This window comes from Streptomyces taklimakanensis (assembly GCF_009709575.1).
Taxonomy (GTDB): domain Bacteria; phylum Actinomycetota; class Actinomycetes; order Streptomycetales; family Streptomycetaceae; genus Streptomyces; species Streptomyces taklimakanensis.
Genome location: NZ_WIXO01000001.1, coordinates 4809530 through 4834031, shown reverse-complemented (window position 1 = coordinate 4834031; position 24502 = coordinate 4809530). Strand labels below are relative to the sequence as shown.

Here is a 24502-nt window from a genome sequence, read left to right as displayed (position 1 = left end):
CCTTCCCCCTGCCCCGTTCGGCGGACCTCACACCCGCCGAACGGGACGGATCCGGGGATCTCCCGCGGCCGGAGGCCCGCTCGGGCCCGGCCCGGTCACCCCTCGAAGGAGAACGCCTCCGCTCTCTCCGAGGCCGCCGCCTCGCGGTACACCCTCAGTCCGCCCTCGACCTCCGCGTCGGGCTTGAGGACGAAGCTCTCCCGCGTCGAGGGGAGCGCCGGGTCGGAGAAGTCGTGGGTGATGCCGAAGCCCGCCTCGTAGGTGTTCAGGGACCGCAGCGCCTTCACCACGCCCTCCCGGGTGAGGTCCTTGTCGTCGCACGCCGCCTTCAGGGCGGCGCCGAAGGCCGCCGCGGCGCTCCAGCCGGCGGCCACGCCGTTGTCCAGGACGTCGTCGGGGTGGGCGGCGGCGTACTCCTTCGCCAGCTTGGCCGGGGCGGGCTGCTCGGCGCCGATGGGCAGGGTGGAGGCGGCCACGTAGTAGTCCTTCCGCAGGGCCGGGCCCGCCTGGGTGTCCAGCAGCTGCGGGGCGAACGCCGAGTTGTTGCCGATCACCGGCACGTCCAGGCCGCCGGCCGCCGCCACGCCGACCAGGGAGGCGGCCTGCCGGGGTCCGGCGCTGATCACGATGGCGTCCACCTCCGCCTTCCGGAACGCCGCGACCTGGGCGGACATGTCCTCGTCGGTCGGTTTGATCTTCTGTTCGACGAGCTCCAGACCGGCCTCCTCGGCCACGTACCGGGAGCCCTCCAGGGCGTTCTCCCCGTAGTCGCCCTCGAAGTAGACGTGACCGATCGTGTCGCCCTCGGCGATCTTCCCCTCCTCCAGCAGGAAGTCCACCGCGTTGACCGTCTCCACGTCGTAGGTGGCGCCGATGGTGCGCACGTAGGGGCTGCCGAGCAGATCGGCCGACCAGGCCTGCGGCAGCACCAGCAGCTTGTCCCGGCCCTCGATCCGCTCCTTGACCGCGCTGACGAACGGGGAGCCGAGGAACTGGGCGAATCCGACGACATCGGACTGGAGGTCGTTGTAGGCGGGGATGGCCTTGCCCGCGTCGTAACCGTGGTCGCGGACCACCATCTCCAGGCGGCGCCCGCAGATGCCGCCGTCGTCGTTGATCCGGTCCACGTAGAGCTGCTGGGCCTGGGTGACGCTCTTGCCCAGGGAGGCGTAGACCCCGGTCATGTCGGTGAGGGCACCGATCCGGATGACCTCGTCGGTCACGCCCTTGTCGGTCCTCACCCCCTTCTCGTCCGTACCCCCCGAGCCGCCGCCGTCCGCCTTGCCGCTGCATCCGGCGCCGGTCACGAGGGCGAGGACGACCGCGGCGGCCGCGGCGGCGGTGCGTGTGGTGCGTGTGGTCATGGTCTTTGTTCCTCGGCTTTCTCACGGGGTGCGCGGCGGGCGGCGAGCCGCACCAGGCCGCCGGGCAGGAAGAGCACGACGGCGACGATCGCGGCGCCGTACAGGTAGCGGGAGGCCTCCCCCGGCGCGACTCCGCCGGTGCCGGGCGCGGAGACCAGGGGCAGGGCCTCGCTGTAGCGGGTGAGGATCTGGGGCAGCAGGGTGACGAAGGCGGCCCCGACGACGGCCCCGGTGACCGACCCCAGGCCGCCGATGACGATCATGGCCAGGTACTCCAGGGCCAGGGCGATGCCGAAGTACTCCGGCACCGTCCGTTGGAAGACCAGGGCCGACAGCACCCCGGCCAGTCCCGCGTACATCGAGGAGAGCACGAAGATCCCGGCCCGGTGGCGGGCGACGGGCACCCCCAGGACCCCGGCCGCGATCCGGTGGTCGCGGATGGCGTTCAGCGCCCGTCCGGGACGGTCGCGCAGCACTCCGCGGGCGAAGAGGGCGCAGCCGGCCAGCAGGACCAGGCCGACGTACCAGAGCTTCTCCATGGCCTGGAACGGCACGGCGGCCACCACGGTCTCGGTGTCGTCGAAGGTGACGCCGAACAGGGACAGCGGCGGGACGGAACGGCCGTTGTAACCACCCGTCAGTCCGTGGGCGTTGAACAGCACGTGTTGGCCGACGAAGACCAACGCCAGGGTGGCGATGCCCAGGTACGCGCCGCGCAGCCGGGCGGAGATCGGGCTGAACAGCCCGCCGGCGACACCCGTCAGCAGCACCGCGAGCACCACCGCCTGCCAGCTCGGCAGCCCCAGGCCGATCGTCTCCCCGGTCCTCTCGTCGGCCCCTTCCCCGGCCAGCACGCAGTAGCCGTAGGCACCGACGGCGAGGAAGAAGGAGTGGCCCAGTGAGAGCTGGCCGGCGGCGCCGGTCAGCAGGGTGAGGCCGATGGCGCCGATGGCGGCGGCCATGGCCAGCAGCCCGGCCTGGAGCCAGAAGCGGTCCAGGTAGAAGGGCAGGGCGAGCAGGAGCAGTCCTCCCGCCGTCGCCGCGTACGGAGCGGCCCGACGCGGCGGCCGGGGCGGAGCGGCGACGCGGTGGCGCACCGCGCCGGTGGCGGGTGCGGTGACTGCGGGTGCGCCGGCGGCGGGTGCGGTGGGTTCAGACACGGGACAGCTCCCTCGTTCCGAACAGGCCCGCCGGGCGCACCAGCAGGACCAGGAGCATCACCAGGTAGGGCGCCAGGTCGCCGATGCCGCGCCCCAGGAACGTCAGGTCGCTCTGGTAGCCGGTGGCCAGGGACTGCGTGACGCCCACCACCAGACCGCCCACCAGGGCGCCGGTGGTGGAGTCCAGGCCGCCCAGGATCGCGGCGGGGAAGGCCTTCAGGGCCGCCGTGGCGGTGCCGCGCTCCAGGCCGGGGGTCGGGAAGACCGCCAGGAACAGGGCGGCCACCGCGGCCAGTGCGCCGGCCACCGCCCAGGCCGACGTCGACACCCGACCCAGCCGGACGCCCATCAGCGCGGCGGTCTCGGGATGCTCGGCGGCGGCGCGCGTCGCCACGCCCCAGGAGGTGAGGCGGAAGGCCGTCAGGAAGACGGCGATGACCAGCCCGGCGGTGACGAACGCGGCCACCCTGGTCTGCGGGACGCTGAGCCCGCCGATGGTGAGCACCGCGTCCCCCCACGGATCGCCCATGGGGTACACGCGGGTCCCGATCAGCCGGGTCAGCTCGGTGAGCAGGACGATGTCGACGCCGATGGTGACGATGGCCAACACGCCGTGGTCGTGGCCCCGGTAGCGACGGATCACGGCGAACTCCACCAGCGCGCCCACCGCGGCCGCGCCCGCGGCGCCCGCCAGCAGGGCGGGGACGAAGCCGATGCCGTCCGCCAGCACGGCCGTGAGGTAGCCGCCGACCAACAGCAGGGAGGCGTGGGCGAAGTTCACCACCTCGGTCGCCCGGAAGACGACCACGAAACCCAGGGCGATCAGCGCGTAGACCGAGCCGATGGACACGCCGCTCAACAGCAGTTCGAGGAAGGTCGTCATGCCGTCGCCTCCTGTCCGAGGTAGGCGCGGACGACCGCCGGGTCGCGCTGCACCACCTCGGGCGGGCCGTCGGCGATCCTGCGGCCGAAGTCCAGGACGGTCACCGCGTCGGCGAGCCGCATCACCACCGCCATGTCGTGCTCCACCAGGACGATCGAGATGCCCAGCCCCTCGCGGACGGCCGCGACGACCTCGGCGGTGCGGCGCCGTTCGGGGGCGGTCATGCCGGCCACCGGCTCGTCGAGCAGCAGCAACCGGGGTTCCGTGCACAGCGCGCGGCCGAGTTCCACGAGCTTCTGGAGCCCGTAGGGCAGTGACCCGGCGGGCCGGTCCAGATGGTCCTCCAGCCCGGTGAAGGCGGCGATCTCCCGGACCCGTTCGCGGTGCCGGGCCGCCTCGCGGGCGGCGCCGGGCAGGTGGAGCCCGGCGGAGAGGAAGCCGGTGCGGGTCAGCCGGTGGCGTCCCAGCATCAGGCTGTCGAAGACCGTGGTGTGCGCGGAGAGCGCGAGGTTCTGGAAGGTGCGGGCCACTCCCAGGGCGGCGATGCGGTGCGGGGGCAGCCCGGTCAGCTCGGCGTCGCCGAGGCGGACGCTGCCCGAGGTCGCCCGGTGGACACCGGACAGGACGTTGAAGGTGGTGGACTTGCCCGCGCCGTTGGGGCCGATGACCGCGTGCACGCTGCCCGGCTCGACGGTGAAGGAGACACCGTCCAGGGCCGTGAGGCCGGCGAAGCGGACGGTCAGGTCGCGCACCCGGAGCCGCGGGACGTCGGACGCGGCGGTCCGGGGGGCCGTCTCGGGGGGCGAGGAGGTCATGCCGACCACCTGCGCAGGACGGGCCGGGGACGGGCGGTGGCGGCGAAGGGTTCCGCGGCGCCGGCGTCGGTGTCGGTTCCGGTGTCGGTGTCGGTGTCGGTGCCGTCGGCGACGCCCAGGTAGCGGCGGCGCACCTCGTCGGAGGCGGCGAGTTCGTCCGCCGGACCGGCCAGGGCGACCTCGCCCACCTCCAGCACGACCGCCGAGGAGGCCAGCCGCAGCGCGATGGCCGCGTTCTGCTCGACCAGCAGCACCGAGGTTCCCCGGGCGTTGATCTCGCGCACGGTCTCGGCGATGCGGTCGGCCATCAACGGGGCCAGCCCGAGCGAGGGCTCGTCCAGGAGCAGCAGCCTGGGGCGGGCCATCAGGGCGCGCCCCATGGCCAGCATCTGCTGTTCGCCGCCGGAGAGCAGACCGGCCCGTTGGCGCGCCCGCTTCGCCAGCACCGGGAACAGTTCGTGCACCCGGTCGCGGGTCTCGGCCGCCGCGCGGCGGCCCCCGTGCCCGCCGCGCGCGCCCAGGGCGCCGACGCGGAGGTTGTCGGCCACGGTCATCCGGGCGAACACCTGCCGCCCCTCGGGGACCTGCACCACTCCGGCGGCCACCACCCGGTCGGGGGTGAGCCCGTCCAGGCGCTGCCCGGCGAAGGCGATCGTGCCGGCGCCGATCGTCCCTCCGTGGAAGCGCAGGGTCCGCGAGATGGCGCGCAGCAAGGTGGTCTTGCCGGCGCCGTTGCCGCCGAGGACGGCGACCACCGCGCCCTCGGGTACGTCCACGGAGACCCGGTGCAGCGCCCGTACCGGGCCGTAGCCCACGGACACCTCCCGGACCTCCAGCGAAGCGGCCGTCATCGGCCCTCCTTCTCTTTCCGTCCTGCTCCCGGCGGGCCCCGCCGGGATGGCGCTCACCCCAGCACCGGCCGGGGCACCCGTCCACGGGCGGCGGGCCGATCCGCTGCCGGTGACCAACGGGGACGGGGGCGCGACTGTGCGCCGGCACAGCGGACCCGTGGACTCCGCCACGGCGGGGCGCGGGACGGCGCGGGTGCGGGCGGTGGCGAGGGCCGCCGGGGCGGGCGCCCCCGGACGCGCGGGAGCCCGGACCGCTCGGTGCGGTCCGGGCTCCCGTCGCTCGCACGGCTCCCGTGCTGCCACGACCGTGCTACGGCTGTGCTACGGCGTCGTCGGCTCCCCCAGGTGTGCGGCGGCCAGCCGTTCGGCGGCCCGCTCCAGCAGCGGGCCGGCCTGGGCCATGCAGACGGCCGGGTCCGGTTCCAGGTCGGTGAGCGCGTAGGCCGCCTCGATCCCGACCTTCCGCAGCGCCTCGCGGTCGACCTCCAGTCGCCCGCACACCGCGACCGTGCGGCGTCCGGCCCGGCGGGCGGCGGCGGCCACCCCGGCGGGGGCCTTGCCGTGGAGGGTCTGGGCGTCCAGCGAGCCCTCGCCGGTGATCACCAGGTCGGCTCGGGCCACGGCCTCCTCGAAGCCCAGTACCTCCAGCAGCACCTCGATGCCGGGGCGGAAGGAGGCTCCCAGGCCGACCAGGGCGCCGTAGCCGACGCCGCCCGCCGCACCCGCCCCCGGCCGGCGCGCGCTGGCGGCGGCGCGCGGGCCGACGGCCGCCGCCAGCACGGCGACGTAGTGGGCGAGGGCGGCGTCCAGGGTGGCGACGTCCTCCTCGCTCGCGCCCTTCTGGGGGCCGTAGACGGCGGCCGCGCCCGTCGGCCCGGTGAGCGGGTTGTCCACGTCGGAGGCCAGGACGATCTCGGTGTCGGCCAGCCGTGGATCCAGCCCGGTGAGGTCCGCCGTCGCCAGGCGCCGCAGCCCACCGCCGCCGGAGCCGACGGGCTCGCCGTCCGCGTCCAGCAGCCGGGCGCCGAGCGCGGTGAGCATGCCCGCGCCGCCGTCGGTGCCGGCCGAACCGCCGACCCCGAGGACGACGGTGCGGGCACCCGCGTCGAGGGCGGCCCGGATCAGCTCCCCGGTGCCGTAGGTGCCGGCCGACAGGGGGGCGAAGACCCCGGCGGGCAGCTTCTGGAGGCCGGAGGCCTGGGCCATCTCCACCACGGCGGTGCCGTCGCGCAGCGCGTAGGAGGCGGTGACCGCCTTGCCCAGCGGGCCGGTGACCGCCGTTTGGCGCAGCGCGAAGCCGGCGGCGACCGCCGCCGCCACGGTGCCGTCGCCGCCGTCCGCCACGGGCAGGGCCTCCACCTCCGTCCGGGGTCGGGCCCGGCGGAGCCCGGCGGTGACGTGCTCGGCGACCTCCACCGCGGTGAGGGAGCCCTTGAACTTGTCCGCGGCGATCAGCACGCGGCCTGTCTCGGTGTGTGTTCCGTCCACGAGGTCTCTCTTGTGTCTCGAACAGGCTGTCGCGCCGTCTAGACCCTACCGATACCGGGCAGGGGGGTCCACGGCACACTGTCGGTCGCGCCGGTTCGTCCGGCGTGCCATACAAGAAACAGGAAAAACCACTCCATAGTTGGGCGATATGAGCACCGATGTGACCACACCTCCCCAGGAACCAGCCCCTCAGCGACCACGCGAGGACCCGCCGCCGGACACCAAGGTCATCGCCATCGGCGTGACCGCGGTGCTGGCCGTGGTCGCCTGGGCGGCGATCGGGACGGACAACTTCTCCTCGGTGTCCACCACCGCGTTGGGCTGGGTACTGGACAACTTCGGCTGGCTGTTCTCGCTGGCGGCCAACCTCTTCCTGGTGCTGTGCGCGTTCTTCGCGATCAGCCGCTTCGGTAGGATCAGGCTCGGCAAGGACAGCGACGAGCCGGAGTTCGGCAACCTGGCGTGGATCGCGATGATGTTCAGCGCCGGCATGGGCATCGGTCTGATGTTCTACGGTGTCGGCGAGCCGCTGACGTACTACGTCACCCCGCCGCCCTTCGGCGACATCGAGAGCGGTTCCGGCGCGGCCGAACGCACGGCGCTGGAGTACTCCTTCTTCCACTGGACGCTGCACCCCTGGGCCATCTACGGTGTGGCCGGCCTGGCCCTGGCGTACGTCACCTTCCGCAAGGGGCGCGGCAACCGCATCAGCTCGGTCTTCGTCCCGCTGCTGGGCGAGCGCCGCGCGAACGGTTGGCCGGGGCGCGTCATCGACCTGCTGGCCGTCTTCGCCACGGTGTTCGGCACGGCGACCAGCCTGGGGCTGGGCGCCCTCCAGGTGGCCAAGGGCCTCAACCTGACGGTCGGCTGGGACGACTCCCGGGAACTGCAACTGCTCATCATCCTGGTGCTGTCGGCCGCGTTCGTCGTCTCCGCGTTCTCCGGCATCCACCGGGGCATCAAGTGGCTCAGCAACATGAACGTCGGGCTCGCCGCGCTGCTGATGCTCTTCGTCTTCCTGCTGGGCCCGACGGTGTTCATCCTGGACGCGATCCCGGCCGGCGTCGGCGCCTACCTCCAGGACCTGGTCACGCTCTCCTCGCGGACGGGCGCCTTCGGCGACAAGGACTGGCTGGGCACCTGGACGATCTTCTACTGGGCGTGGTGGCTGTCGTGGGCCCCGTTCGTGGGCACCTTCATCGCCCGCATCTCCCGGGGCCGCACCATCCGCGAGTTCCTGATCGGCGTGCTGCTGGTGCCCAGCGGCGCGACGGTCGTCTGGTTCTGCGTGATGGGCGGCAGCGCCATGCGGCTGGACGCCACCGGTGAGGCGGACATGGCCGGCAAGCTGACGGACGGCGTGGAGGCCTCGCTGTTCGGGCTGTTGGACGCGCTGCCGCTGGGCGCGGTCACCTCGGTGATCGCGATGGTCCTGGTGATGACCTACTTCATCACCAGCGCCGACTCCGCCTCCCTGGTGATGGGTTCGCTGACTTCCGGCGGCGCCCTGCATCCGCGCAGCTGGCTGGTGGTCACCTGGGGCGTGCTGATGGCGGCGGTGGCCGCCGTGCTGCTGGTGGCCGGCGGTCTGGACGGCCTGAAGACGGGGACGATCCTGGTCGCCCTGCCCTTCGTCCTGGTGATGTTGACGTTGTGCTGGGCGCTGTTCAAGGAGCTGCGCGAGGACCCGGGCGCCGGACCGGCCCGCCACCACCCGCTGCACGGGATGCGCGAGGCCGTCCGGGCGATGGTCGGCGAGGCCATCGACGAGCGGACCTCTCGTCACCCGAAGCTGCGCCGGGTCGCGGAGACGGCCTCGCGGGACAAGGGCGGCGAGGAGCCCGACAAGCGTTGAGGCACCGCACGGTCCCACCTCGGAACGCACGGCGGCGCCCGCGGAGAAGCGTTCTCCGCGGGCGCCGCCGTGCGTCGGGCCCGGTGGGTCACAGGACGTGCTCGCGTCCCCACCGCGGGACGGACGCCGCCACGGCCGGGGCCGGGCGTCCGACCCCGGGGGGACACGCGGCGCCTCAGCCCTCCTCGATCTTGGGCTCGCCCGCGATCTCCCGCAGCCGCGCGTCCGTCTCGCCCGCGCGCGCCTCCGTGCGGTGTCCGCGGGCGATGTAGTCGCGCACGACCGCCTCGACGGCGTCGCGCGGGTTGCCGACCCCGCTCAGCACCATGACCTCGACGACCAACTCCGCGTCGAGCGTGATCTCCACCTTCGCCACGACACCACCCCATTCCCCGCGATGTCAACCTAGGTTGACACCCTCCGATTGTCATCCTATGTTGACAGACATGGCCGGATCGGAAGCAAGGGAAGCGGTGGACACCGCGCAGGCCGCCCTGGACCACGACCCCCGCGTGGGACTGCGGGCGGTCGCGGCGCTGCGTCGACTGGTGGAGCGCCTGGAGACGCTCCAGGTGGACAACGCGCGGGGACAGGGCTGGTCCTGGGAGGAGATCGGGACCGCCCTCGGCGTCAGCAGGCAGGCCGTGCACAAGAAGCACAGCAGGAGGTAGGCGGGAATGTTCGAGCGATTCACCCGGCAGGCCCGCGCCACGGTGGTGCGGGCACAGGAGGAGGCCCGACGGCTCGGGCACGACCGGATCGGCACCGAGCACCTGCTGATCGGCGTGCTGCGGCACCCGACGGAACCGGGCGCGGCCACACTGGTCCGGCTGGGCACCGACGACGAGGCGGTCCGCGCGGCCGCGGCCCGACTGGTGGCCGGCGGCGGGGACGGCATCGACGAGGAGGACGCCGACGCGCTGCGGGCACTGGGCATCGACGTGGCGGAGGTCCGCCGACGTGCCGAGGAGGCGTTCGGCCCCGGCGCGCTGGACCGCGCCCCGGAGCCGCCGGAAGAGCGGCGGAGGGTGCGACGGATCCTGCCCTTCCGCGGCGGCGGCCGGGGCCGGCGCCGCGAACGGGGCCACATCCCGTTCACCCCGCGCGCCAAGAAGGCACTGGAGTCGGCGCTGCGCGAGGCGCTCGCCCTGAAGGACCGTCACATCGGCGTGGAACACCTCGTGCTGGGGTTGCTGCGCTCCGACGACCGGCTCACCCGCGACCTGTTCGCCCGGCTCGACCTGGACCCGCGGACCACGCGCGCCCACGTCCTCGCGGACCTGCGCCGCGCGGCGTGACCGGACCGCCGGCCCGGTCGGCGGGGCGCCCGCGCCTCAGTCCGCGCCTCGGCCCGCGCCTCAGCCCGTGGCGCGCAACCGGCGCCAGACCGCCTTGGCCGCGTTGTGCCCCGACATGCCGTGCACCCCGGGCCCCGGCCAGGTGGCCGAGGAGCACAGGAAGACGGCCGGGTGGGCGGTGGCGTACGGAACGCGGGCGAGCTTGGGGCGCAGCAGCGTCTGGAGCCCGCTGAAGGCGCCGCAGGCGATGTCGCCGCCGACGTAGTTGGCGTTGCGGACCGCCAGCTCGGGCGGGCCCGCCGTGGCCCGGGCCAGCACCCGGTCCCGGAAGCCGGGCGCGAAGCGCTCGATCTGCCGCTCGATCTCCTCGGTGGCGTCCCCGCTCCAACCGCGCGGCACATGGCCGTACACCCAGAAGACGTGCTTGCCCTCCGGGGCCCGGCCCGGGTCCACCAGCGTGGGCTGGGCGGTGATCAGGAAGGGGGGATCGGGCTGCCGGCCCTCGACGGCGGCGGCCCGCAGGGCGGCGGCGATCTCGCCGCTGGAGGGGCCGAGGTGGACCGTCCCGGCCCGGCGGGCGGCCTCGGAGGTCCACGGGACGGGACCGTCCAGAGCGTAGTCGATCTTGAAGACGCCGGGACCGTAGCGGAAGTGCCGGTAGGCGTCGCCCAGTCCGGCGATCCCGGCCAGGGCGGTGGGCGAGGTGTCGAAGACGTAGGCGCGGGCGGGCGGCAGTTCGTCCAGCCGCTTGACCTCCACCCCGGTGTGGACGGCTCCGCCCAGGTCGCGCAGGTAGGCGGCGAGCGCGTCGGAGAGCGACTGCGAGCCGCCGCGCGGCACCGGCCAGCCGACCTCGTGCGCGGCCAGCGCGAAGACCAGCGCGATGCCGCCGGTGGCGGGCGAGGTGGTCGGTCCGATGGCGTGGGCGGCCAGCCCGAACATCAGGGCGCGGGCCCTGTCGTCGCGGAAGCGCCGCACCAGCCAGTCCACCGGCTGGAGGGCCGGCAGCCCGAAGCGCGCCAGGGTGACCGGGTCGCGCGGCAGCCCGTCCCAGGGCACCTTGAAGAAGTCGCCGACCAGCGTCGCCCAGCGGCCGAGGAACGGCGCCACCAGCCGGCGGTACGTGCCGGCGTCGCGCGGCCCGAGGGAGGCGGCCGTCTCGGCCGCCGAGCGGGCCAGCGTCCCGGCGGTGCCGTCGGGGAAGGGGTGGGCCAGCGGCAGCTCCGGGTGGAGCCACTCCAGTCCGTACCGCTCGGTCAGCGGCATGGCGGAGAAGGCGGGCGAGCCGACGCCCAGCGGGTGGACGGCCGAGCAGGGGTCGTGTCGGAAGCCGGGGAGGGTCAGCTCCTCGGTGCGGGCCCCTCCCCCCACCGTCCCCATCGCCTCGAACAGCTCGACGGACATGCCGCGCCGAGCCAGTTCGACGGCGGCGGTCAGTCCGTTCGGCCCGGCTCCCACCACGACCACGTCACGCATCAACGGCACTCTCGGCGCTCCCCTCGTCGGTGAGGTCAGCCGGCGACGGCCAGCAGGGAGAGGATACGACGCACCGTCGCCGTGTCCCGGGCCGCGGTGAACGGCAGGGCGTTGCCGCCCGCCAGGCGGAACGGCTCCCCGGTGAGGGTGGCGTGGTCGCCACCCGCCTCGGCCACCAGCAGCAGGCCGGCGGCGTGGTCCCAGGCGCTCTCCCAGGAGAAGGCGACGGCGTCCAGCTCGCCGCGCGCCACGTTCAGGTACTCCAGCCCGGCCGAGCCGCACGGCCGGGGCGCGACCCCCTCCGTGCGCAGGCCGAGCAGGGCCCGCTTCTGTTCGTCGGTGGTGAAGTCCGGGTGGGAGTGCGCCACCTCCAGCGTCGCGTCCGCTCCGGGCACGCCGGAGCGGAGCGTCTCGCCGTTGAGGCGCGCGCCGCCGCCGCGCAGGGCGACGGCCAGCTCGTCACGGGCGGGGGCGTACGTCCAGGACGCCAGCACCTCGCCGTGGTGGGCGAGGGCCACCAGGGTGCAGAAGCCCGCCTCGCCGCGCACGAACTGGCGGGTGCCGTCGACCGGGTCCACGATCCACACCGGGGCCTCGCCCTCCACCGCCCGGTACGCCGCGGGGTTGGCGTGCACCGCCTCCTCGCCGACGACGGCCGAACCGGGCAGCAGCGCGGTCAGGGCGGCCGCCAGCTGCTCCTCGGCGCGCCGGTCGGCGATGGTGACCAGATCGTGCGGTCCCGTCTTCTCCGTGACCTCGTCCGCCGCCAACTGCCGCCAGCGGGGCATGACCTCGGTGGCGGCGGCCTTGCGGACCGCCTCCTCGACACCCGTCACCAACGCGTCATTGATCATCCTCCCATGGAACCACGTCGCCGGACGGTCCGGCCGGATCGCGGACGGCAGGCGGGCGACCGGTGGGCGACCGGCGGATGAACGGTCCTCGGGCGGACGCTCGCGGTGTCGTGCCCGGTCCCGCCGTCCCGGTCCCGCCGCCGTGGGAACTCACTCGTGGTCCGGGCACCGGTCTGCGTAGGCTCGGAACATGAGCACCCACGGCACGGAGCAGGGGTACCGGCGGCGTCCGCTGGTGGCGATCCTCAGCGGCGCGGGCGTCTCCACCGACTCCGGGATCCCCGACTACCGGGGTCCGAACGGGGTGTGGCGCAAGGACCCCGAGGCCGAGAAGCTCGTCACCCACTCGTACTACATGGCGGACCCGGAGATCCGCCGCCGTTCCTGGCGGATGCGGCTGGACGGGGAGGTGCTGCGGGCCGGTCCCAACGCCGCGCACGAGGCGGTGGTGCGGCTGGAGCGGTCCGGGGTGCCGGTGCGGGTGATCACGCAGAACGTGGACGGGCTGCACCAGGCGGCCGGGATGCCCGACCGGAAGGTGCTGGAGCTGCACGGCACCGCGCGGGCCGTGGTCTGCACCCGGTGCCACACCCGTTCGGGCATGGACGAGGCGCTGGAGCGGGTGCGGGCCGGGGTCGCGGACCCGGCGTGCCACCGGTGCGGCGGCATCCTGAAACCGGCCACCGTGATGTTCGGCGAGGCGCTGGACCCGATGGTGCTCGGCGAGGCGATGGGCATCGCCAAGGCCTGCGAGGTGTTCGTCGCGGTGGGCACCAGCCTCCAGGTGCAGCCCGCCGCCTCGTTGGCGGGGATCGCCGCCGAGCACGGAGCGCGCCTGGTGATCGTCAACGCCGAGCCGACGCCGTACGACCCGCTGGCCGAGCGGGTGATCCACGAGCCGATCGGTCGGGCGCTGCCCGCGCTGCTGGAGGAGCTGGCCGGGGCGGACCCGAAGGACTGACCCGGCGGACCGAACCGGTGCCTCGGCGTGGGCGTCACGTCACCGCTCGGCGGTGCCCCCGCCGCCTCCCGAACGCGGGTGCGCCGCCGGCGCTACGCTTCCGGCCCATGGACGACGACCTGCGCGAGACCGTGCCGGGCGTGTCGGCGGCCGGACTCACCACGTCACTCGGCTGGTTCGGCCGGACGTACCCGTGGCGCCGCGCGCACCGTCGCGAACAGCGGTTCCTCGGACTGCCGGACCGCTCCGAGTGTCCGCTGGTGGTCGGCCACCGGGCCGGCACGGACGAGGGGGCCGCCTCCCGCGACGACGTCTTCGCGCTGTCGGAACCCTCCGCCCTGACCGAGGACCGCGGTGCGCACGCGCAGGTGGCCTCCCCCGAGTCGGCCCGCCGGGGCTTCGGCGAGCGGACGGAGTCCCGCGTCGGGGGACCGGTCTCGGACCCGCGCACGGCGGCCCACCACCGTTCCCCGTCGCCGGGGGCGCGGGTGGACACCTCCCCCGGCGCGGGCCCGGACCAGGCCGCCTTCGTCACCGGAGGCGAGCGCCACCGGATGGAGGGCGGCTCGGTGGAGCACGCGCCGCCCTCCCCCACGTCCGCGACGGACGGCCGTCCACGGCGCGGGGCCGGGGAAACCGGGGGGCGAGCCGGAGCGGAGGCGGAGGCTCCCGGCCCCGCCGGCGCCCCCCGCCGGTGACATCACGGTACGGTCGGGCGACTTCACCGGATCGGCCACGGTCGTCCCCACGGTGTTGGCGGTGTCGTCGCCGGCGGTGTCCCCCACATCGGAAGGCTTCCTTCTACCCTGTTGACCCAGGTACCGGCCTAGGTACGACAGACCACTCCCCGTACCCCGGTGCAGGCGGCAGCACGGAGAGGAGTCCCGCATGGGCGACAGCAGACCGGTCTACCAACGGATCGCCGACGACCTGCGGCAGCAGATCGACGAAGGACTCCTGGCCGTGGGCACCCGGATACCGTCGCGCTCGGAGCTGAAGCGCACCTACGCCGCCAGCGACCAGACCGTGGACCGGGCGGTACGCGTCCTGAAGGCCGCCGGATACGCGGAGGGCCAGTTCGGGCGCGGGGTGTTCGTCACCGACCGCAGCCCCATCGGGAGCCTGCTGCGCACCGGGGAGACGGTGGACTCCCCGTTCGCGGCCCGGATCAGCACCGGCGGGTCGTCGACGCCGCTGCTGTGGGAGGCCACCTCCACCACCGCGGCGGCCCCGCCGCGTGTCGCCGAGCGGCTGGGGATATCCACCGGTGACCGCGTGATGTGCACGCAGTACGAGTACCTGGCCGGCCGCCGCCCGCTCCAGCTCGCCACCAGCTGGGAACCGTTGGCGCTCACCGAGGGAACCGACGTCGTCTTCCCCGAGCGCGGCCCGTACGCCCGGCGCGGGGTGCGCGAACGGTTCGCGGCCATCGGGGTGCGGGTGACGGGGGCGACCGAGCTGGTCGGCTCACGCCCGGCGACCTCGCTGGAGTCGGAGACCCTGGGCTGCTCCCCGGGGCAGTGCGTGACGGTCATCGAGCGCACGCACCACACGGCGGACGGCCGGGCCGTGGAGACCTCGGACATCGTGATACGGGCGGACCGCTGGCGGCTGGAGTACCGCATCCCCTTCCCCGGCTGACGTCCGACGTCCGTCCGCCCCGCCCGCCGGTCCCCGCCGTCCCGCCGGGAGCGGGGAGCACGGCGGGAGCGGGGCCGCGCACGGCCTCACGCCTCGGAGGCCTCCGCGTACGTCTGCGACAGCTCGGGGGCGCCGTCGAACGCCCAGTCGCGTCCGGCGGTCACCACGTCGATCTCCCGGCCGGAGGCGAGCCGCACCACCGGACGGCCGTTCGGCCACACCTGCCAGCGGGCACCGGGGACGGTGCGGACGACGACCGTGCCCAGGTACAGGCCCGCGTCGTTGCCCAGCCGGGCGAGCACGTCGGGATCGCCGTCGCGCCAGAGCGGCATCAACTGGTCGAGGGCGGTCAGGGACTCGGGGGTGTCCTCCAGTTCGATCCCCGCCGAGCGCGCCTGCCCGCGCAGCAGCTCGCACTCGGAGAGCAACTGCGCCACCCCCTCGGCGTCCGAGGAGCCGTGCTCCATCACCGCAACCCCGCGGGACATGCCGTGCCGCTTGCGCCAGTTGTCCAGGAAGGGGATGTTCATACCCCTCAGCGTGACATCACGGGCGGGACGAACACCACAGGCGCGCGGAGGTCACGCGGTTCCGTGTCGGAGGTCGAGGTCCACGACGACCGGGGCGTGGTCGGAGGCGCCCTTGCCCTTGCGCTCCTCGCGGTCGACGTAGGCGTCCCTCACCGTCGCCTCGAAGGCCGGGTTGCCGTAGACCAGGTCGATGCGCATGCCCCGGTTCTTGGGGAAGGCGAGTTGGCGGTAGTCCCAGTAGGTGTAGGGACGGTCGTACTTCAGCGGGCGCGGTACGACGTCGGCCAGGCCCGCGTCCCGCAGTTCGGCCAGCGCCCGGCGCTCGGCCGGGGTGACGTGCGTGGCGCCCTCGAAGGCGGCCGGGTCGAACACGTCCTCGTCGGTGGGCGCGACGTTGTAGTCGCCCAGGACGGCGAAGGGTCGCTCCCCCGACTCCCGCACCACCAGTTCCCTGAGCGCGGCGAACCACCGGAGCTTGTACGCGAAGTGCGGGTGGTCCACCTCGCGCCCGTTGGGGACGTACACCGACCACAGGCGGACCCCGCCGCAGGTGGCGCCCACCGCGCGGGGCTCGGTGACGCCCTCGTACTCCGGGCCGCCGGGCAGACCGACCACCGGGTCCTCCAGACCGACCCGGGAGAGGATCGCCACCCCGTTCCACCGGCCGCCGGCGTTGACGGCCGCCTCGTAGCCCAGCTCGCGCAGCGGCTCGGTCGGGAACGCCTCCGCCGCGCACTTCAGCTCCTGTAGGCACAGCACGTCGGTGCCGGTGCTCTCCAGCCAGGCCAGCAGGCGCTGCAGCCGGGAGGTGATCGAGTTGACGTTCCAGGTGGCGATACGCATGGCAGCGAATCTACCGCCCGGCACCGACGGTCGGGGGACGACGGTCCGCTCCCTCCGGCCGGCTCCTCCGACCGCCGTCCGACCGCCGTCCGACCGCCGTCCGACCGCCGTGACGGGCCGAGTCCGTCAGGGCCGGGCCGTCGGCAGGGCGACGCGCTGCCCGGGTTCCAGCCGCACGTGCTCGGCACCGCCGACCCCGGGGCCGTCCGGGCCGAGCAGCCGACCGTAGACGGGGTGCGCGAGGTCCGACAGCAGTCCGTCGTGGACGTCGTAGGCCACCCGCGGCCGTACCTCGCGGAGGTAGTCGACGACCTCGGCGACCTTGCTCCAGGGGGCGTGCACGGGCAGCAGCAGGGTGTCGACGGGCCGGTCGGGGACGGTCAACGCGTCACCGGGGTGGAAGACCGTGCCGCCGTCGTGCCCGACGGCGTAGCCGACGTTGGTGATGCGCGGGATGTCGGGGTGGATCACGGCGTGCAACTGTCCGTGGACCTCCACCTCGAACCCGGCGGCGGTGAAGGCGTCCCCCTCGCCGACGGTGTGGACGCGTCCGGGAAAGGCCGCGGTGAGCCGCTCGGCGACACTGCGCAGGGTCCAGACCTCGGTGGCGGGGTCGGCCTCCAGCGCCGCGCGCAGTCGGCCCTCGTCGAAGTGGTCGGGGTGCTCGTGGGTGACCAGGATCGCGTCGGCGCCGACCGCGGCGTCCTCCTCGCTGAAGGCACCGGGATCGATGACGAGGGTGCGGCCGTCGCGGTGCAGGCGGACGCAGGCGTGGCCCTTCTTGGTGAGTTCCATGAGGCCATTGTGCTGTGTGGGGCGCGGGGCACGCCCGGTCGCGCGCCCGGGACGACCGTGCCCCGGCCCCGGGCCCGACGAGGGTCTCCCCGCGGCTCACCGGGGGAGACCCGTCGTCGGGCGGCGGACTCCGACGGGCATCGACCGTCGGGGATCGACGCACGGCCGCGGGGCGCCCGAGGCCGTGCGGCAGGGCTCGGGAGGGCCCGCCGCTCGGCCGCCGTCCGTCAGGAACGGGCGTTAGCGAACCGCTTGAACGCCGCCTGGGTGCCCACTCCGGCTATTCCGTCGACCCTGCCGGAATAGCCGTAGTTCGCCTTGAGCATCCACTGCAGAGCCGTGACCGTGCCGCCGCCGACGACGCCGTCGATCGCGCCGGTGTAGCCCCACTGGGCCTTCAGCCAGCGCTGCATCGCCTTCCAGCTGTTGGTGCCCAACTGGCCGTCGATCGCCCCGCTGTAGCCCCAGTGCAGCGTCAGCCAACGCTGGACCTTCTTGGCCTCCGTGGTGGTCAGGCCGAGGTTGACCACGGCGAGCGGGGCGACCGACCCTCCGGTCACAGCGGGTTTCCCGGCCGGTGCGGCCGTTGCTGCGCCCGCGCTCGCCAGGCCGCCGACGGTGACGCCGACGACCGCGGTGAGGGCGGCGAGTGTTCTCGCGGAAATCCTGGGAAGCATTTCGATCCATTTCTGTCTGCGGAGAATCGGAACGGCTCGCGGCGGATCCCGTCACCGGCGATTGCCGTGTTCGGTGCACCGGATTGGTCGCGCGCAGCCGGATGAACAGTCCCGTCAGAGGTAGTAGGGGAAATTCCCGAACGCTCTCCGGGTCTCCGGACCGGCGATACCGTCGATGGCGCCGGTGTAGCCGTGGTGTTCCTTCAGCCATCCCTGGAGCCGCTTGGCCTCCGTGGTGGTCAGGCCGAGGTTGACCACGGCGAGCGAGGCGACGGTCCCGGAGCCCGCCGCCGGCTTCTCGGGCGGCGCGGCGCCCGCGGTCGCCAGGCCGCCCGCACCGATCGCGAAGGCGGCAGCCAGCGTGACGAGAGCCCCGGCCGTGCCCGCGCCGATCCGTGGCGCGGGCTCCGTTCCCCGCCCCCGACGGAGCCCGGTCGCCGTGGCGGATGACACGCGTTTACGCATTTCCCTCCTCGGGGCGTGGTTTCCGGACCAGGACCGTACGGCCCGCCGGATCGCCCCCGGAAGGCACCGGGCGTCCCTGGGATTCCCACGCCTCCGACCTGGGCCGGCGGGACCGTCGCCGGGACATCGGGGGACGGGGGGACAGCGGCGGGACGATTCCCGCGCAGCGCGCCGCGCCACGGCGACCGGAACCGACCGGGCCGGGCGCCGCGCGTCGTCGCGGCGCCCGGCCCGGTGGATTCAGAAGTCGACCGTGGAGACCACGTGGACGCGTGGGCTCTCCCGGCTGGTGACGTCCACGGTGACGGTCAGGTCCGGTCGGTCGCCGGGGCGCTCGATCCGGGCGCCCGCGTAGCGGCGGCCGGGGAGGTCGAAGTCCCAGCCGACCGCGTCGGCCTGCGGGTCGGTGACCCCGGCGCCGCCCTCGCGCAGTCCGTCCGGATCGCCGCCGGCCTGCTCCAGGAAGGTCTCCAGTCCCCGCGACGAGGTGCGGAACTGCACGTAGAACGAGCTGCGCCCCCAACTGTTGGACTCGTAGTGCGCGACGTGGCTCGACCCGCTGGGAACGGGCACCTCGTAGATCCGGCGCTCCAGCTTGCTGGGCCACTGCCACACCAGTCCGGTGGCGGCGGCGGCCCGCTGCTTGTCCCGGCCGCTGTCGCGGCTCTGGTGGGCGGAGAGCACCAGGTAACCCGCCGGGACGGCGATCAGCAGCACCACCACGATCGCGGCCAGCCAACGGTGCTTGGGGCGGTGCGGCGGGCGGTCGGGCCACGGCGGGAGGAGAGGTGTGGAGGTCACCGCCCGACCCCCCAGCCGCGCGGCGGCAGCAGGCTGACACCGGCGCGCTCGTAGCGTTCCACGCGGCGCCGGTTGGCGCGGCGGAAGCGGCGGGCGACCAGCCGGGCGAGGTCGGCGGCGCCGACCATGCCGGCCTCCGGGCCGAGCTGGGCGCGGACGATACGGGCCTCGGGACGGTAGCCGCGGCCGGTGAGGTGGCGGCGGAAGGCGTCCCGGGCCGGTCCGATGAGGAGTTCGTCGGCGGCGCTGACCCCGCCGCCGACGACGAAGCAGGAGGGGTCCAGGGCTGCGGCCAGATTGGCGATGCCGACCCCGAGCCACTGGCCGATCTCCTGGAGGAGCTCGGTGCACATCGCGTCGCCCTCCCGGGCGAGCTCGGTGATCAGCGGGCCGGTGATGTCGGGTACGCGGCCGTCGACCCGGTCGATGATCCCGTAGGCGACGGGCGACTCGGCGGCGGCCAGCTCGCGGGCCTCGCGGACCAGGGCGTTGCCGGAGCTGTACTGCTCCCAGCAGCCGCGGTTGCCGCAGGGGCAGCGGTGCCCGCCGGGAACGACCTGCATGTGGCCGAACTCCCCGGCGACTCCGTACTTGCCGCGTTTGACCTGCCCGTTCTCCAGTATGGCGCCGCCGATGCCGGTGCCCAGGGTGATCATCACCAGGTGGTCCTCGCCCCGGCCGGCACCGAAGCGCCACTCGCCCCAGGCGGCGGTGTTGGCGTCGTTGTCGACCATGACGGGGACGGCGAGACGGGTGGTCAGGGCGTCGCGCAGCGGCTCGTCGCGCCAGGCCAGGTGGGGGGCGAACAGCACCCGGGAGCGGTCGGCGTCCACCCAGCCGGCCGCCCCGATGCCGACGGCGTGCACGTCGTGGCGGTCGGAGAGGTCCAGGACCAGTTCGGCGATGGTGTCCTCGACCACCTTGGGGCTCTTGGACTTGTCGGGCGTCTCGGCGCGGACCTTCTCCAGGATGTTGCCGTCGGCGTCGACGACGCCCGCCATCACCTTCGTACCGCCGATGTCGATGCCCACCGTGGGCACCCGTGGCGCGGAGACGTACGAGCGCCGTTCGCGGGTGGCGACGGTCCTGAGCACCGTCGCCCTGGCTGTGCCCCGGTGCGCCCGGTCGCGGTAGGTACTCATCGGGTCGATTGTGCCTTACGCGGTGTCGTCGCCCGGTCCCGTCGCCGGGGTGCGGGCCAGTTCGTGACCGAGCTGTTCCAGTTCGCTGCCGCCGGCCATCTGGCGGGTCAGCTCCTCCAGGGTGATGCGGTCGCGGAGGTGGCTGCCGGCCATGGTGCCGCGCTTGAGCAGGACGAACCGGTCGCCGACGAGGTGGGCGTGGTGGGGGTTGTGGGTGATCAGGACGACGCCCAGGCCCCGGTCGCGGGCCGCGGCGACGTACCGCAGGACCACCCCGGCCTGCTTGACGCCGAGCGCGGCGGTCGGCTCGTCCAGGACCAGCACCCGGGCGCCGAAGTGGACGGCCCGGGCGATGGCCACCGACTGGCGTTCGCCGCCGGAGAGGGTGCCGATGGGCTGGTCGACGTCGCGCAGGCGGATGCCCATGCGCAGCAGCGCCTCGCGGGTGGTGCGGCGCATGGCGGCGGCGTCCAGGCGGCGGAAGGGGCCGCGGCCGAGCGTGGGCTCGGAGCCGAGGAAGAAGTTCCGCCACACCGGCATCAGCGGGACGACGGCCAGGTCCTGGTAGACGGTGGCGATGCCGCGGTCGAGGGCCTGGCGGGGCGAGGTGAGGCGGACCTCCTCGCCGTCGATGCGGAAGGTGCCGCCGTCGTGCCGGTGCAGTCCGGAGACGATCTTGATGAGGGTGGACTTGCCGGCACCGTTGTCGCCGAGCACACAGGTGATCTCACCGGGGTGGACGGTGAGGGAGACCCCGTCGAGGGCGCGGACGTTGCCGTAGTTCTTGCCGACGTCGACCAGCTCGACCAGTGGGGGCGGCGCGTCGGACGCCCCCGCCGACCCGGCCGTCTCGGCCGTCTCGGCCGGTTTGTCGAGCGCCTCGTCCGGCATCCGGTTTTCCCTGGTCACGACGGAGCCTCCGCCCTCTTGCGGATCCATGCGTTGAGCAACGTGGCGAGCAGCAGCATCGCCCCGAGGAAGAACTTGAACCAGTCCGGGTTCCACTGGGCGTAGACGATGCCCTTGCTGGTCATGCCGAAGATCAGGGCGCCGACGGCGGCACCGGCCGCCGAGCCGTGCCCACCGGTGAGCAGACAGCCGCCGATGACGGCGGCGGCGATGTAGATCAGCTCGTTGCCCACGCCCTCGCCGGACTGCACGACGTCGTAGTTGAACAGCAGGTGCTGGCCGGAAATCCAGGCTCCCAGGGCCACGCCCATGTAGAGGCCGATGCGGACCCGGTCCACGGGGACGCCCACCGCGCGGGCGGCGTCGGGGTTGCCGCCCACGGCGTGTATCCAGTTGCCCGCCCTGGTCCGCAGCAGGATCCAGGTGGCGACGGCGATCAGTACCAGCCACCACACGATGGTGATCTGGAGCCGTACGTCGCCCACGGTCAGGTGGGAGGCGAAGACCGCGCGCGCGGCGGGGAAGCCCTCCATGTCGCCGATGGCCTTGGTGGAGACCGTCTCGCTGATCAGCTTGGTCAGGCCCAGGTTGAGGCCGGTGAGCATCAGGAAGGTGCCCAGGGTGATGATGAAGCTCGGCAGTCGGGTGCGGGTGAGCATCCAGCCGTTGAAGAAACCGATGGCGAGGGTGACCAGCAGCGACACCGCCACGCCCACCCACACGTTCGCCGTCATCTGGTAGCTGAACATCGAGGACGCCAGGGCGGAGCTGGTGACCATGACGCCCGCCGACAGGTCGAACTCGCCGCCGATCATCAGCAGTGCCACGGGGACGGCCATGATGCCGATGGTGGAGGAGGCGTACAGGACGGTGCCCAGGCTGGAGGCGCGCAGAAAGCTTTCGGCGGCCACGGCGAAGAAGACGAACACGGCCAGGGCCCCCACCACGGCGCCCAGCTCGGGACGGGTGAGCAGGCGCCGCGTGACCGGGCCGCGGACGGTGGTGTTCCTCGACAGGGCCGCGGGGGTGACGCTCATCGGGTCCCCCGGTCGGTGTACTTCTCCAGGTCGGCGGCGTCGTCCTGGGTGACCAGCTGTGGGCCGGTGAGGACCGGCTGTCCGCCGCCGAGCATGTTGCCGTTGTACAGGTGGAGCCAGAGCAGGTCGACGGCCTCGTAGCCCTGGAGGTAGGGCTGCTGGTCGACGGCGAAGCCGATGGTGCCGTCCTTCAGACCGCGGGCGACCTGGGCGTTGAGGTCGAAGGTGTTGACCTCGGCGTCGCCGCCGGCCTGCCTCACCGCCTTGGCGGCGGTGGGGGCGAAGGGCGCGCCGAGGGTGACGACGGTGTCGACGTCCGGGTCGGACTGGATCCTGGCCTCGATCGAGGACTCCACGCCGGGCATGTTGGTGCCGTCCACGTAGAGGTTCTCGACCTCGCCCCCGAAGCCCTCGCGCACTCCCGCGCAGCGCTCCTCGTGGCCGACGTTGCCCTGCTCGTGGAGCACGCACAGGGCCTTGGAGTGGCCGCGCGCCTCCAGCTCCCGGCCGACAACCTCACCGGCGACGGCCTCGTCCTGGCCGATGTGGGCGAGGGCGCCGAACTCGGTCGAGTGGTCCTGGCCGGAGTTGATCGTGACCACCGGTATCCCGGCCTCCACGGCCTTGCGCACCGCCGCCTCCATGGCCTCGGGCTTGGCCAGGGTGACGATCAGGCCGTCCACCTTCTGGTCGATGGCCGTCTGGACGAGCTGGGCCTGGCGGCCCGCCTCGTCGTCGTGGGAGTAGAGGAACTCCACGTTGTCCTTGACCGCGGCCTGCTCGGCGCCGCTCTGGACGATGTCCCAGTAGGTGTCGCCGTCCCCGGAGTGGGTGACCATCGCGAACGTCCAGCGCGGGGTGTCCACGGCCGCCCGGCCACCGGCGCGCTCGCGCTCCTCCTCGGCCCGTTTGCCGCCCGTGCTGCTGCACGCGGTCAGCACGAGGACGAGGGCCGCCACCAGCACCGCGCCCGTCCTGCGCACACCCCTCCGCACGCCCGTACGGGTTCCTCCTGCCGTGACCACGCGGTATCCGCCCTCTCACCGACGACTGTCCTGTCTCATGCGTCCGGGGCGCGGATGTGTTCCGGCCCCGGACGCACAAGTATCCGTCACCGCAGCTCGCGGGGGCACCGGGGGTGCCCCCGGGGACGTTCCGCGCGGGTCCGGGACGGGTCGGGACGGAGTGCGGGACGGGGTGCGGGACGGCCGTCGGCGGCCGGGCCCGACGGGAGGTCGGACGGGGTCGGGCCCGGGGCGGCGGGCCTCGGGTCAGAAGCGGACCGGCAGGCGCCGCGGGCCGCGGATGAGCAGCCCCGGCCGCCAGGCGAGGGCCGCGGGGTGCGCGTCCAGGGCGAGGTCCGGCAGCCGTTCCAGAAGGGCGCCGATGGCGATGCGCCCCTCCAGCCGGGCCAGCGGGGCGCCCAGGCAGTAGTGGACGCCGTGCCCGAAGGCGATGTGCCCGCGCGCGTCGCGACGGATGTCGAAGCGGTCCGCCTCCGGGAAGCGGGACGGGTCGCGGTCGGCGTCGGCGAGGACGGGCAGCACCAGCGCCCCCCGGGGGATCACCGTTCCGCCGATCTCGACGGGCTCGGTGGCGAAGCGGTGGGTGGGCGTCTCGACCGGGCCGTCGTAGCGCAGCATCTCCTCGACGGCCCCCTCGGCGAGGGAGGGGTCCGAGCGCAGCAGCTCCAGCTGGCCGGGGTGGGTGAGCAGGGCGAGGGTGCCGTTGGCGATGAGGTTGACGGTGGTCTCGTGACCGGCGACGAGCAGCAGCCAGGCCATGCCCAGCAGCTCCTCGGCCGACAGTCGGTCCCCGTCCTCGTCGGCGGTGTGCAGCAGGGCGCTCATCAGGTCCTCGCCCGGCCGTCCGCGCTTCTCCTCCAACAGTTCGACGAGGTACTCGGTGACGGCGGTCCTGGCGGCCTTCTTCTCCTCGAAGGGCGCGTCGCCGACGAGGGCGGCCGTCCAGGCGCGGAAGGCGTCCTGGTCCAGGAAGGGAACGCCCAGCAGCTCGCAGATGACCGTGATGGGCAGCGGGAAGGCGTAGGCGTCGACCAGGTCGGCCCGTCGGTCGGGGGCGCGGAGCATCTCGTCCAGCAGGCGGTCGGCGATCTCCCGCACCCGGGGGGCGAGGGACTCCACGCGGCGCGAGGTGAACTCACGGGCGACGAGCTTGCGCAGCCGGGTGTGGTGCGGCGGGTCGGTGCTGAGCATGCTGACCCCGGAGGCCACCGTCTCCACGCCCAGGTCCGGCGAGGCGTTCGCCCACTGCTTGGACAGCCGCGGATCGGCCAGGGCGGCCCGTGCCTCCTCGTACCCGACGACCAGCCACGCGTCGGGCCACTCGGGGGCGCGCACCCGGTGGACCGGGCCGCGGGCGCGCAGTTCGGCGTAGAAGGGGTAGGGGTCGCGGACGAAGTCCTCGCCGAGGGCGACCAGATCGACGGGTTCGACGGGTTCGACGGGTTCGACGGGTTCGACGGGTTCGGAGCCGCCGCCGGGGACGCCGGCCGGTCCGCCCGTCGTCCCGCTCTCCGGTGCGCTGGTGCTCATCCCACGTCTCCCCTTCACCTCGCCGGACCCTCAGCGATCGAATCCTAGGCCGCCGGGCGGTGCCCGGAACAGGGCGGGTCCTGCCCCGACACCGGGTCAGCG

26 protein-coding genes are annotated in these 24502 nt (G+C 73.9%); 6 read left to right on the top strand and 20 right to left on the bottom strand.

Features of this window, described 5'->3' with window-relative positions:
• Positions 1-95: 95 nt before the first annotated feature.
• The 6 genes from F0L17_RS21255 to F0L17_RS21230 all read right to left on the bottom strand — a co-directional run bounded on the left by F0L17_RS21255 (position 96) and on the right by F0L17_RS21230 (position 6531).
• Complete coding sequence (locus tag F0L17_RS21255; RefSeq protein ID WP_155072306.1) at positions 96-1364, bottom strand: ABC transporter substrate-binding protein; 1269 nt, start codon at positions 1362-1364, stop codon at positions 96-98.
• Positions 1361-2524 (bottom strand): ABC transporter permease subunit, encoded by a 1164-nt coding sequence (locus tag F0L17_RS21250; RefSeq protein ID WP_162466521.1) that lies wholly within the window; start codon positions 2522-2524, stop codon positions 1361-1363. Before F0L17_RS21250 ends, F0L17_RS21255 begins: the two co-directional genes overlap by 4 nt.
• Positions 2517-3407 (bottom strand): branched-chain amino acid ABC transporter permease, encoded by an 891-nt coding sequence (locus tag F0L17_RS21245; RefSeq protein WP_155072305.1) that lies wholly within the window; start codon positions 3405-3407, stop codon positions 2517-2519. The genes F0L17_RS21250 and F0L17_RS21245 overlap by 8 nt, the downstream gene beginning before the upstream one ends.
• Positions 3404-4222, bottom strand: coding sequence for an ABC transporter ATP-binding protein (locus F0L17_RS21240; RefSeq protein ID WP_155072304.1), 819 nt, complete (start codon positions 4220-4222; stop codon positions 3404-3406). The genes F0L17_RS21245 and F0L17_RS21240 overlap by 4 nt, the downstream gene beginning before the upstream one ends.
• Positions 4219-5073: an ABC transporter ATP-binding protein gene (locus tag F0L17_RS21235; RefSeq protein ID WP_155072303.1), complete on the bottom strand. Its 855-nt coding sequence runs from the start codon at positions 5071-5073 to the stop codon at positions 4219-4221. The genes F0L17_RS21240 and F0L17_RS21235 overlap by 4 nt, the downstream gene beginning before the upstream one ends.
• Before the next feature lie 321 nt (positions 5074-5394).
• Complete coding sequence (locus tag F0L17_RS21230; RefSeq protein WP_162466520.1) at positions 5395-6531, bottom strand: glycerate kinase; 1137 nt, start codon at positions 6529-6531, stop codon at positions 5395-5397.
• Positions 6532-6709: 178 nt separating this feature from the next.
• Between F0L17_RS21230 and F0L17_RS21225 the strand changes: the two genes are divergently transcribed.
• A complete protein-coding gene (locus F0L17_RS21225) occupies positions 6710-8416 on the top strand; it encodes a BCCT family transporter (RefSeq protein ID WP_155072302.1) in 1707 nt (568 codons plus the stop codon).
• 175 nt (positions 8417-8591) lie between these two features.
• On the opposite strand, the gene F0L17_RS21220 is transcribed toward F0L17_RS21225, so the two are convergent.
• Positions 8592-8792, bottom strand: coding sequence for a type II toxin-antitoxin system VapB family antitoxin (locus tag F0L17_RS21220; RefSeq protein WP_162466519.1), 201 nt, complete (start codon positions 8790-8792; stop codon positions 8592-8594).
• A 70-nt stretch (positions 8793-8862) separates the two neighbouring features.
• Between F0L17_RS21220 and F0L17_RS21215 the strand changes: the two genes are divergently transcribed.
• Together F0L17_RS21215 and F0L17_RS28545 are read left to right on the top strand one after the other, a co-directional pair.
• Positions 8863-9087: a hypothetical protein gene (locus F0L17_RS21215; RefSeq protein ID WP_155072301.1), complete on the top strand. Its 225-nt coding sequence runs from the start codon at positions 8863-8865 to the stop codon at positions 9085-9087.
• 6 nt (positions 9088-9093) lie between these two features.
• A complete protein-coding gene (locus F0L17_RS28545; protein WP_155072300.1) occupies positions 9094-9714 on the top strand; it encodes a Clp protease N-terminal domain-containing protein in 621 nt (206 codons plus the stop codon).
• A gap of 60 nt (positions 9715-9774) precedes the next feature.
• Here the strand turns inward: F0L17_RS28545 and F0L17_RS21205 are convergent, their stop codons facing one another.
• Together F0L17_RS21205 and F0L17_RS21200 are read right to left on the bottom strand one after the other, a co-directional pair.
• Positions 9775-11190 (bottom strand): phytoene desaturase family protein, encoded by a 1416-nt coding sequence (locus F0L17_RS21205; RefSeq protein WP_155072299.1) that lies wholly within the window; start codon positions 11188-11190, stop codon positions 9775-9777.
• A gap of 35 nt (positions 11191-11225) precedes the next feature.
• Positions 11226-12044 carry an inositol monophosphatase family protein gene (locus F0L17_RS21200; RefSeq protein WP_155072298.1) on the bottom strand — a complete coding sequence of 273 codons (819 nt, stop codon included), beginning with the start codon at positions 12042-12044 and terminating at the stop codon, positions 11226-11228.
• Positions 12045-12234: 190 nt separating this feature from the next.
• Here F0L17_RS21200 and F0L17_RS21195 point away from each other — a divergent pair, with 190 nt between their 5' ends.
• The 3 genes from F0L17_RS21195 to F0L17_RS21185 all read left to right on the top strand — a co-directional run bounded on the left by F0L17_RS21195 (position 12235) and on the right by F0L17_RS21185 (position 14646).
• Positions 12235-13005: an SIR2 family NAD-dependent protein deacylase gene (locus F0L17_RS21195; RefSeq protein ID WP_155072297.1), complete on the top strand. Its 771-nt coding sequence runs from the start codon at positions 12235-12237 to the stop codon at positions 13003-13005.
• Positions 13006-13112: 107 nt separating this feature from the next.
• The gene (locus tag F0L17_RS21190) at positions 13113-13703 is read left to right on the top strand and encodes a hypothetical protein (RefSeq protein ID WP_155072296.1); all 591 of its coding nucleotides are present in this window, start codon (positions 13113-13115) and stop codon (positions 13701-13703) included.
• 190 nt (positions 13704-13893) lie between these two features.
• Positions 13894-14646: a GntR family transcriptional regulator gene (locus F0L17_RS21185; protein ID WP_155072295.1), complete on the top strand. Its 753-nt coding sequence runs from the start codon at positions 13894-13896 to the stop codon at positions 14644-14646.
• 86 nt (positions 14647-14732) lie between these two features.
• On the opposite strand, the gene F0L17_RS21180 is transcribed toward F0L17_RS21185, so the two are convergent.
• The 11 genes from F0L17_RS21180 to F0L17_RS21130 all read right to left on the bottom strand — a co-directional run bounded on the left by F0L17_RS21180 (position 14733) and on the right by F0L17_RS21130 (position 24400).
• Entirely contained in the window at positions 14733-15176 is a 444-nt protein-coding gene (locus tag F0L17_RS21180) for a DUF6278 family protein (protein ID WP_202917902.1), read from the bottom strand.
• Positions 15177-15227: 51 nt separating this feature from the next.
• Complete coding sequence (locus tag F0L17_RS21175) at positions 15228-16019, bottom strand: exodeoxyribonuclease III (protein ID WP_155072293.1); 792 nt, start codon at positions 16017-16019, stop codon at positions 15228-15230.
• Positions 16020-16145: 126 nt separating this feature from the next.
• The gene (locus F0L17_RS21170; protein WP_155072292.1) at positions 16146-16814 is read right to left on the bottom strand and encodes an MBL fold metallo-hydrolase; all 669 of its coding nucleotides are present in this window, start codon (positions 16812-16814) and stop codon (positions 16146-16148) included.
• A gap of 227 nt (positions 16815-17041) precedes the next feature.
• Positions 17042-17491, bottom strand: a complete 450-nt coding sequence (locus F0L17_RS21165; protein WP_155072291.1) for a peptidoglycan-binding domain-containing protein — start codon at positions 17489-17491, stop codon at positions 17042-17044.
• Positions 17492-17605: 114 nt separating this feature from the next.
• Positions 17606-17944: a peptidoglycan-binding domain-containing protein gene (locus F0L17_RS21160; protein ID WP_338018164.1), complete on the bottom strand. Its 339-nt coding sequence runs from the start codon at positions 17942-17944 to the stop codon at positions 17606-17608.
• A gap of 252 nt (positions 17945-18196) precedes the next feature.
• A complete protein-coding gene (locus F0L17_RS21155) occupies positions 18197-18757 on the bottom strand; it encodes a hypothetical protein (RefSeq protein WP_162466517.1) in 561 nt (186 codons plus the stop codon).
• On the bottom strand, positions 18754-19899 hold the full coding sequence (locus F0L17_RS21150) for an ROK family glucokinase (protein ID WP_155072290.1): 1146 nt from the start codon (positions 19897-19899) through the stop codon (positions 18754-18756). The genes F0L17_RS21155 and F0L17_RS21150 overlap by 4 nt, the downstream gene beginning before the upstream one ends.
• Before the next feature lie 15 nt (positions 19900-19914).
• Entirely contained in the window at positions 19915-20790 is an 876-nt protein-coding gene (locus F0L17_RS21145; RefSeq protein ID WP_155073961.1) for an ATP-binding cassette domain-containing protein, read from the bottom strand.
• Between the two features lie 14 nt (positions 20791-20804).
• Complete coding sequence (locus tag F0L17_RS21140; RefSeq protein WP_155072289.1) at positions 20805-21845, bottom strand: ABC transporter permease; 1041 nt, start codon at positions 21843-21845, stop codon at positions 20805-20807.
• Positions 21842-22840, bottom strand: coding sequence for a sugar ABC transporter substrate-binding protein (locus tag F0L17_RS21135; protein WP_476691284.1), 999 nt, complete (start codon positions 22838-22840; stop codon positions 21842-21844). The genes F0L17_RS21140 and F0L17_RS21135 overlap by 4 nt, the downstream gene beginning before the upstream one ends.
• Before the next feature lie 276 nt (positions 22841-23116).
• On the bottom strand, positions 23117-24400 hold the full coding sequence (locus F0L17_RS21130; RefSeq protein WP_155072288.1) for a cytochrome P450 family protein: 1284 nt from the start codon (positions 24398-24400) through the stop codon (positions 23117-23119).
• Positions 24401-24502: the final 102 nt, after the last annotated feature.

Excerpts from the sequence above, each read along its gene's own strand:
- F0L17_RS21255 (WP_155072306.1), bottom strand. The coding sequence starts at position 1,364 with ATGACCACACGCACCACACGCACCGCCGCCGCGGCCGCCGCGGTCGTC.
- F0L17_RS21245 (WP_155072305.1), bottom strand. The coding sequence starts at position 3,407 with ATGACGACCTTCCTCGAACTGCTGTTGAGCGGCGTGTCCATCGGCTCG.
- F0L17_RS21240 (WP_155072304.1), bottom strand. The coding sequence starts at position 4,222 with ATGACCTCCTCGCCCCCCGAGACGGCCCCCCGGACCGCCGCGTCCGAC.
- F0L17_RS21235 (WP_155072303.1), bottom strand. The coding sequence starts at position 5,073 with ATGACGGCCGCTTCGCTGGAGGTCCGGGAGGTGTCCGTGGGCTACGGC.
- F0L17_RS21225 (WP_155072302.1), top strand. The coding sequence starts at position 6,710 with ATGAGCACCGATGTGACCACACCTCCCCAGGAACCAGCCCCTCAGCGA.
- F0L17_RS21215 (WP_155072301.1), top strand. The coding sequence starts at position 8,863 with ATGGCCGGATCGGAAGCAAGGGAAGCGGTGGACACCGCGCAGGCCGCC.
- F0L17_RS28545 (WP_155072300.1), top strand. The coding sequence starts at position 9,094 with ATGTTCGAGCGATTCACCCGGCAGGCCCGCGCCACGGTGGTGCGGGCA.
- F0L17_RS21205 (WP_155072299.1), bottom strand. The coding sequence starts at position 11,190 with ATGCGTGACGTGGTCGTGGTGGGAGCCGGGCCGAACGGACTGACCGCC.
- F0L17_RS21200 (WP_155072298.1), bottom strand. The coding sequence starts at position 12,044 with ATGATCAATGACGCGTTGGTGACGGGTGTCGAGGAGGCGGTCCGCAAG.
- F0L17_RS21195 (WP_155072297.1), top strand. The coding sequence starts at position 12,235 with ATGAGCACCCACGGCACGGAGCAGGGGTACCGGCGGCGTCCGCTGGTG.
- F0L17_RS21190 (WP_155072296.1), top strand. The coding sequence starts at position 13,113 with ATGGACGACGACCTGCGCGAGACCGTGCCGGGCGTGTCGGCGGCCGGA.
- F0L17_RS21185 (WP_155072295.1), top strand. The coding sequence starts at position 13,894 with ATGGGCGACAGCAGACCGGTCTACCAACGGATCGCCGACGACCTGCGG.
- F0L17_RS21180 (WP_202917902.1), bottom strand. The coding sequence starts at position 15,176 with ATGAACATCCCCTTCCTGGACAACTGGCGCAAGCGGCACGGCATGTCC.
- F0L17_RS21175 (WP_155072293.1), bottom strand. The coding sequence starts at position 16,019 with ATGCGTATCGCCACCTGGAACGTCAACTCGATCACCTCCCGGCTGCAG.
- F0L17_RS21170 (WP_155072292.1), bottom strand. The coding sequence starts at position 16,814 with ATGGAACTCACCAAGAAGGGCCACGCCTGCGTCCGCCTGCACCGCGAC.
- F0L17_RS21165 (WP_155072291.1), bottom strand. The coding sequence starts at position 17,491 with ATGCTTCCCAGGATTTCCGCGAGAACACTCGCCGCCCTCACCGCGGTC.
- F0L17_RS21150 (WP_155072290.1), bottom strand. The coding sequence starts at position 19,899 with ATGAGTACCTACCGCGACCGGGCGCACCGGGGCACAGCCAGGGCGACG.
- F0L17_RS21145 (WP_155073961.1), bottom strand. The coding sequence starts at position 20,790 with ATGCCGGACGAGGCGCTCGACAAACCGGCCGAGACGGCCGAGACGGCC.
- F0L17_RS21140 (WP_155072289.1), bottom strand. The coding sequence starts at position 21,845 with ATGAGCGTCACCCCCGCGGCCCTGTCGAGGAACACCACCGTCCGCGGC.
- F0L17_RS21130 (WP_155072288.1), bottom strand. The coding sequence starts at position 24,400 with ATGAGCACCAGCGCACCGGAGAGCGGGACGACGGGCGGACCGGCCGGC.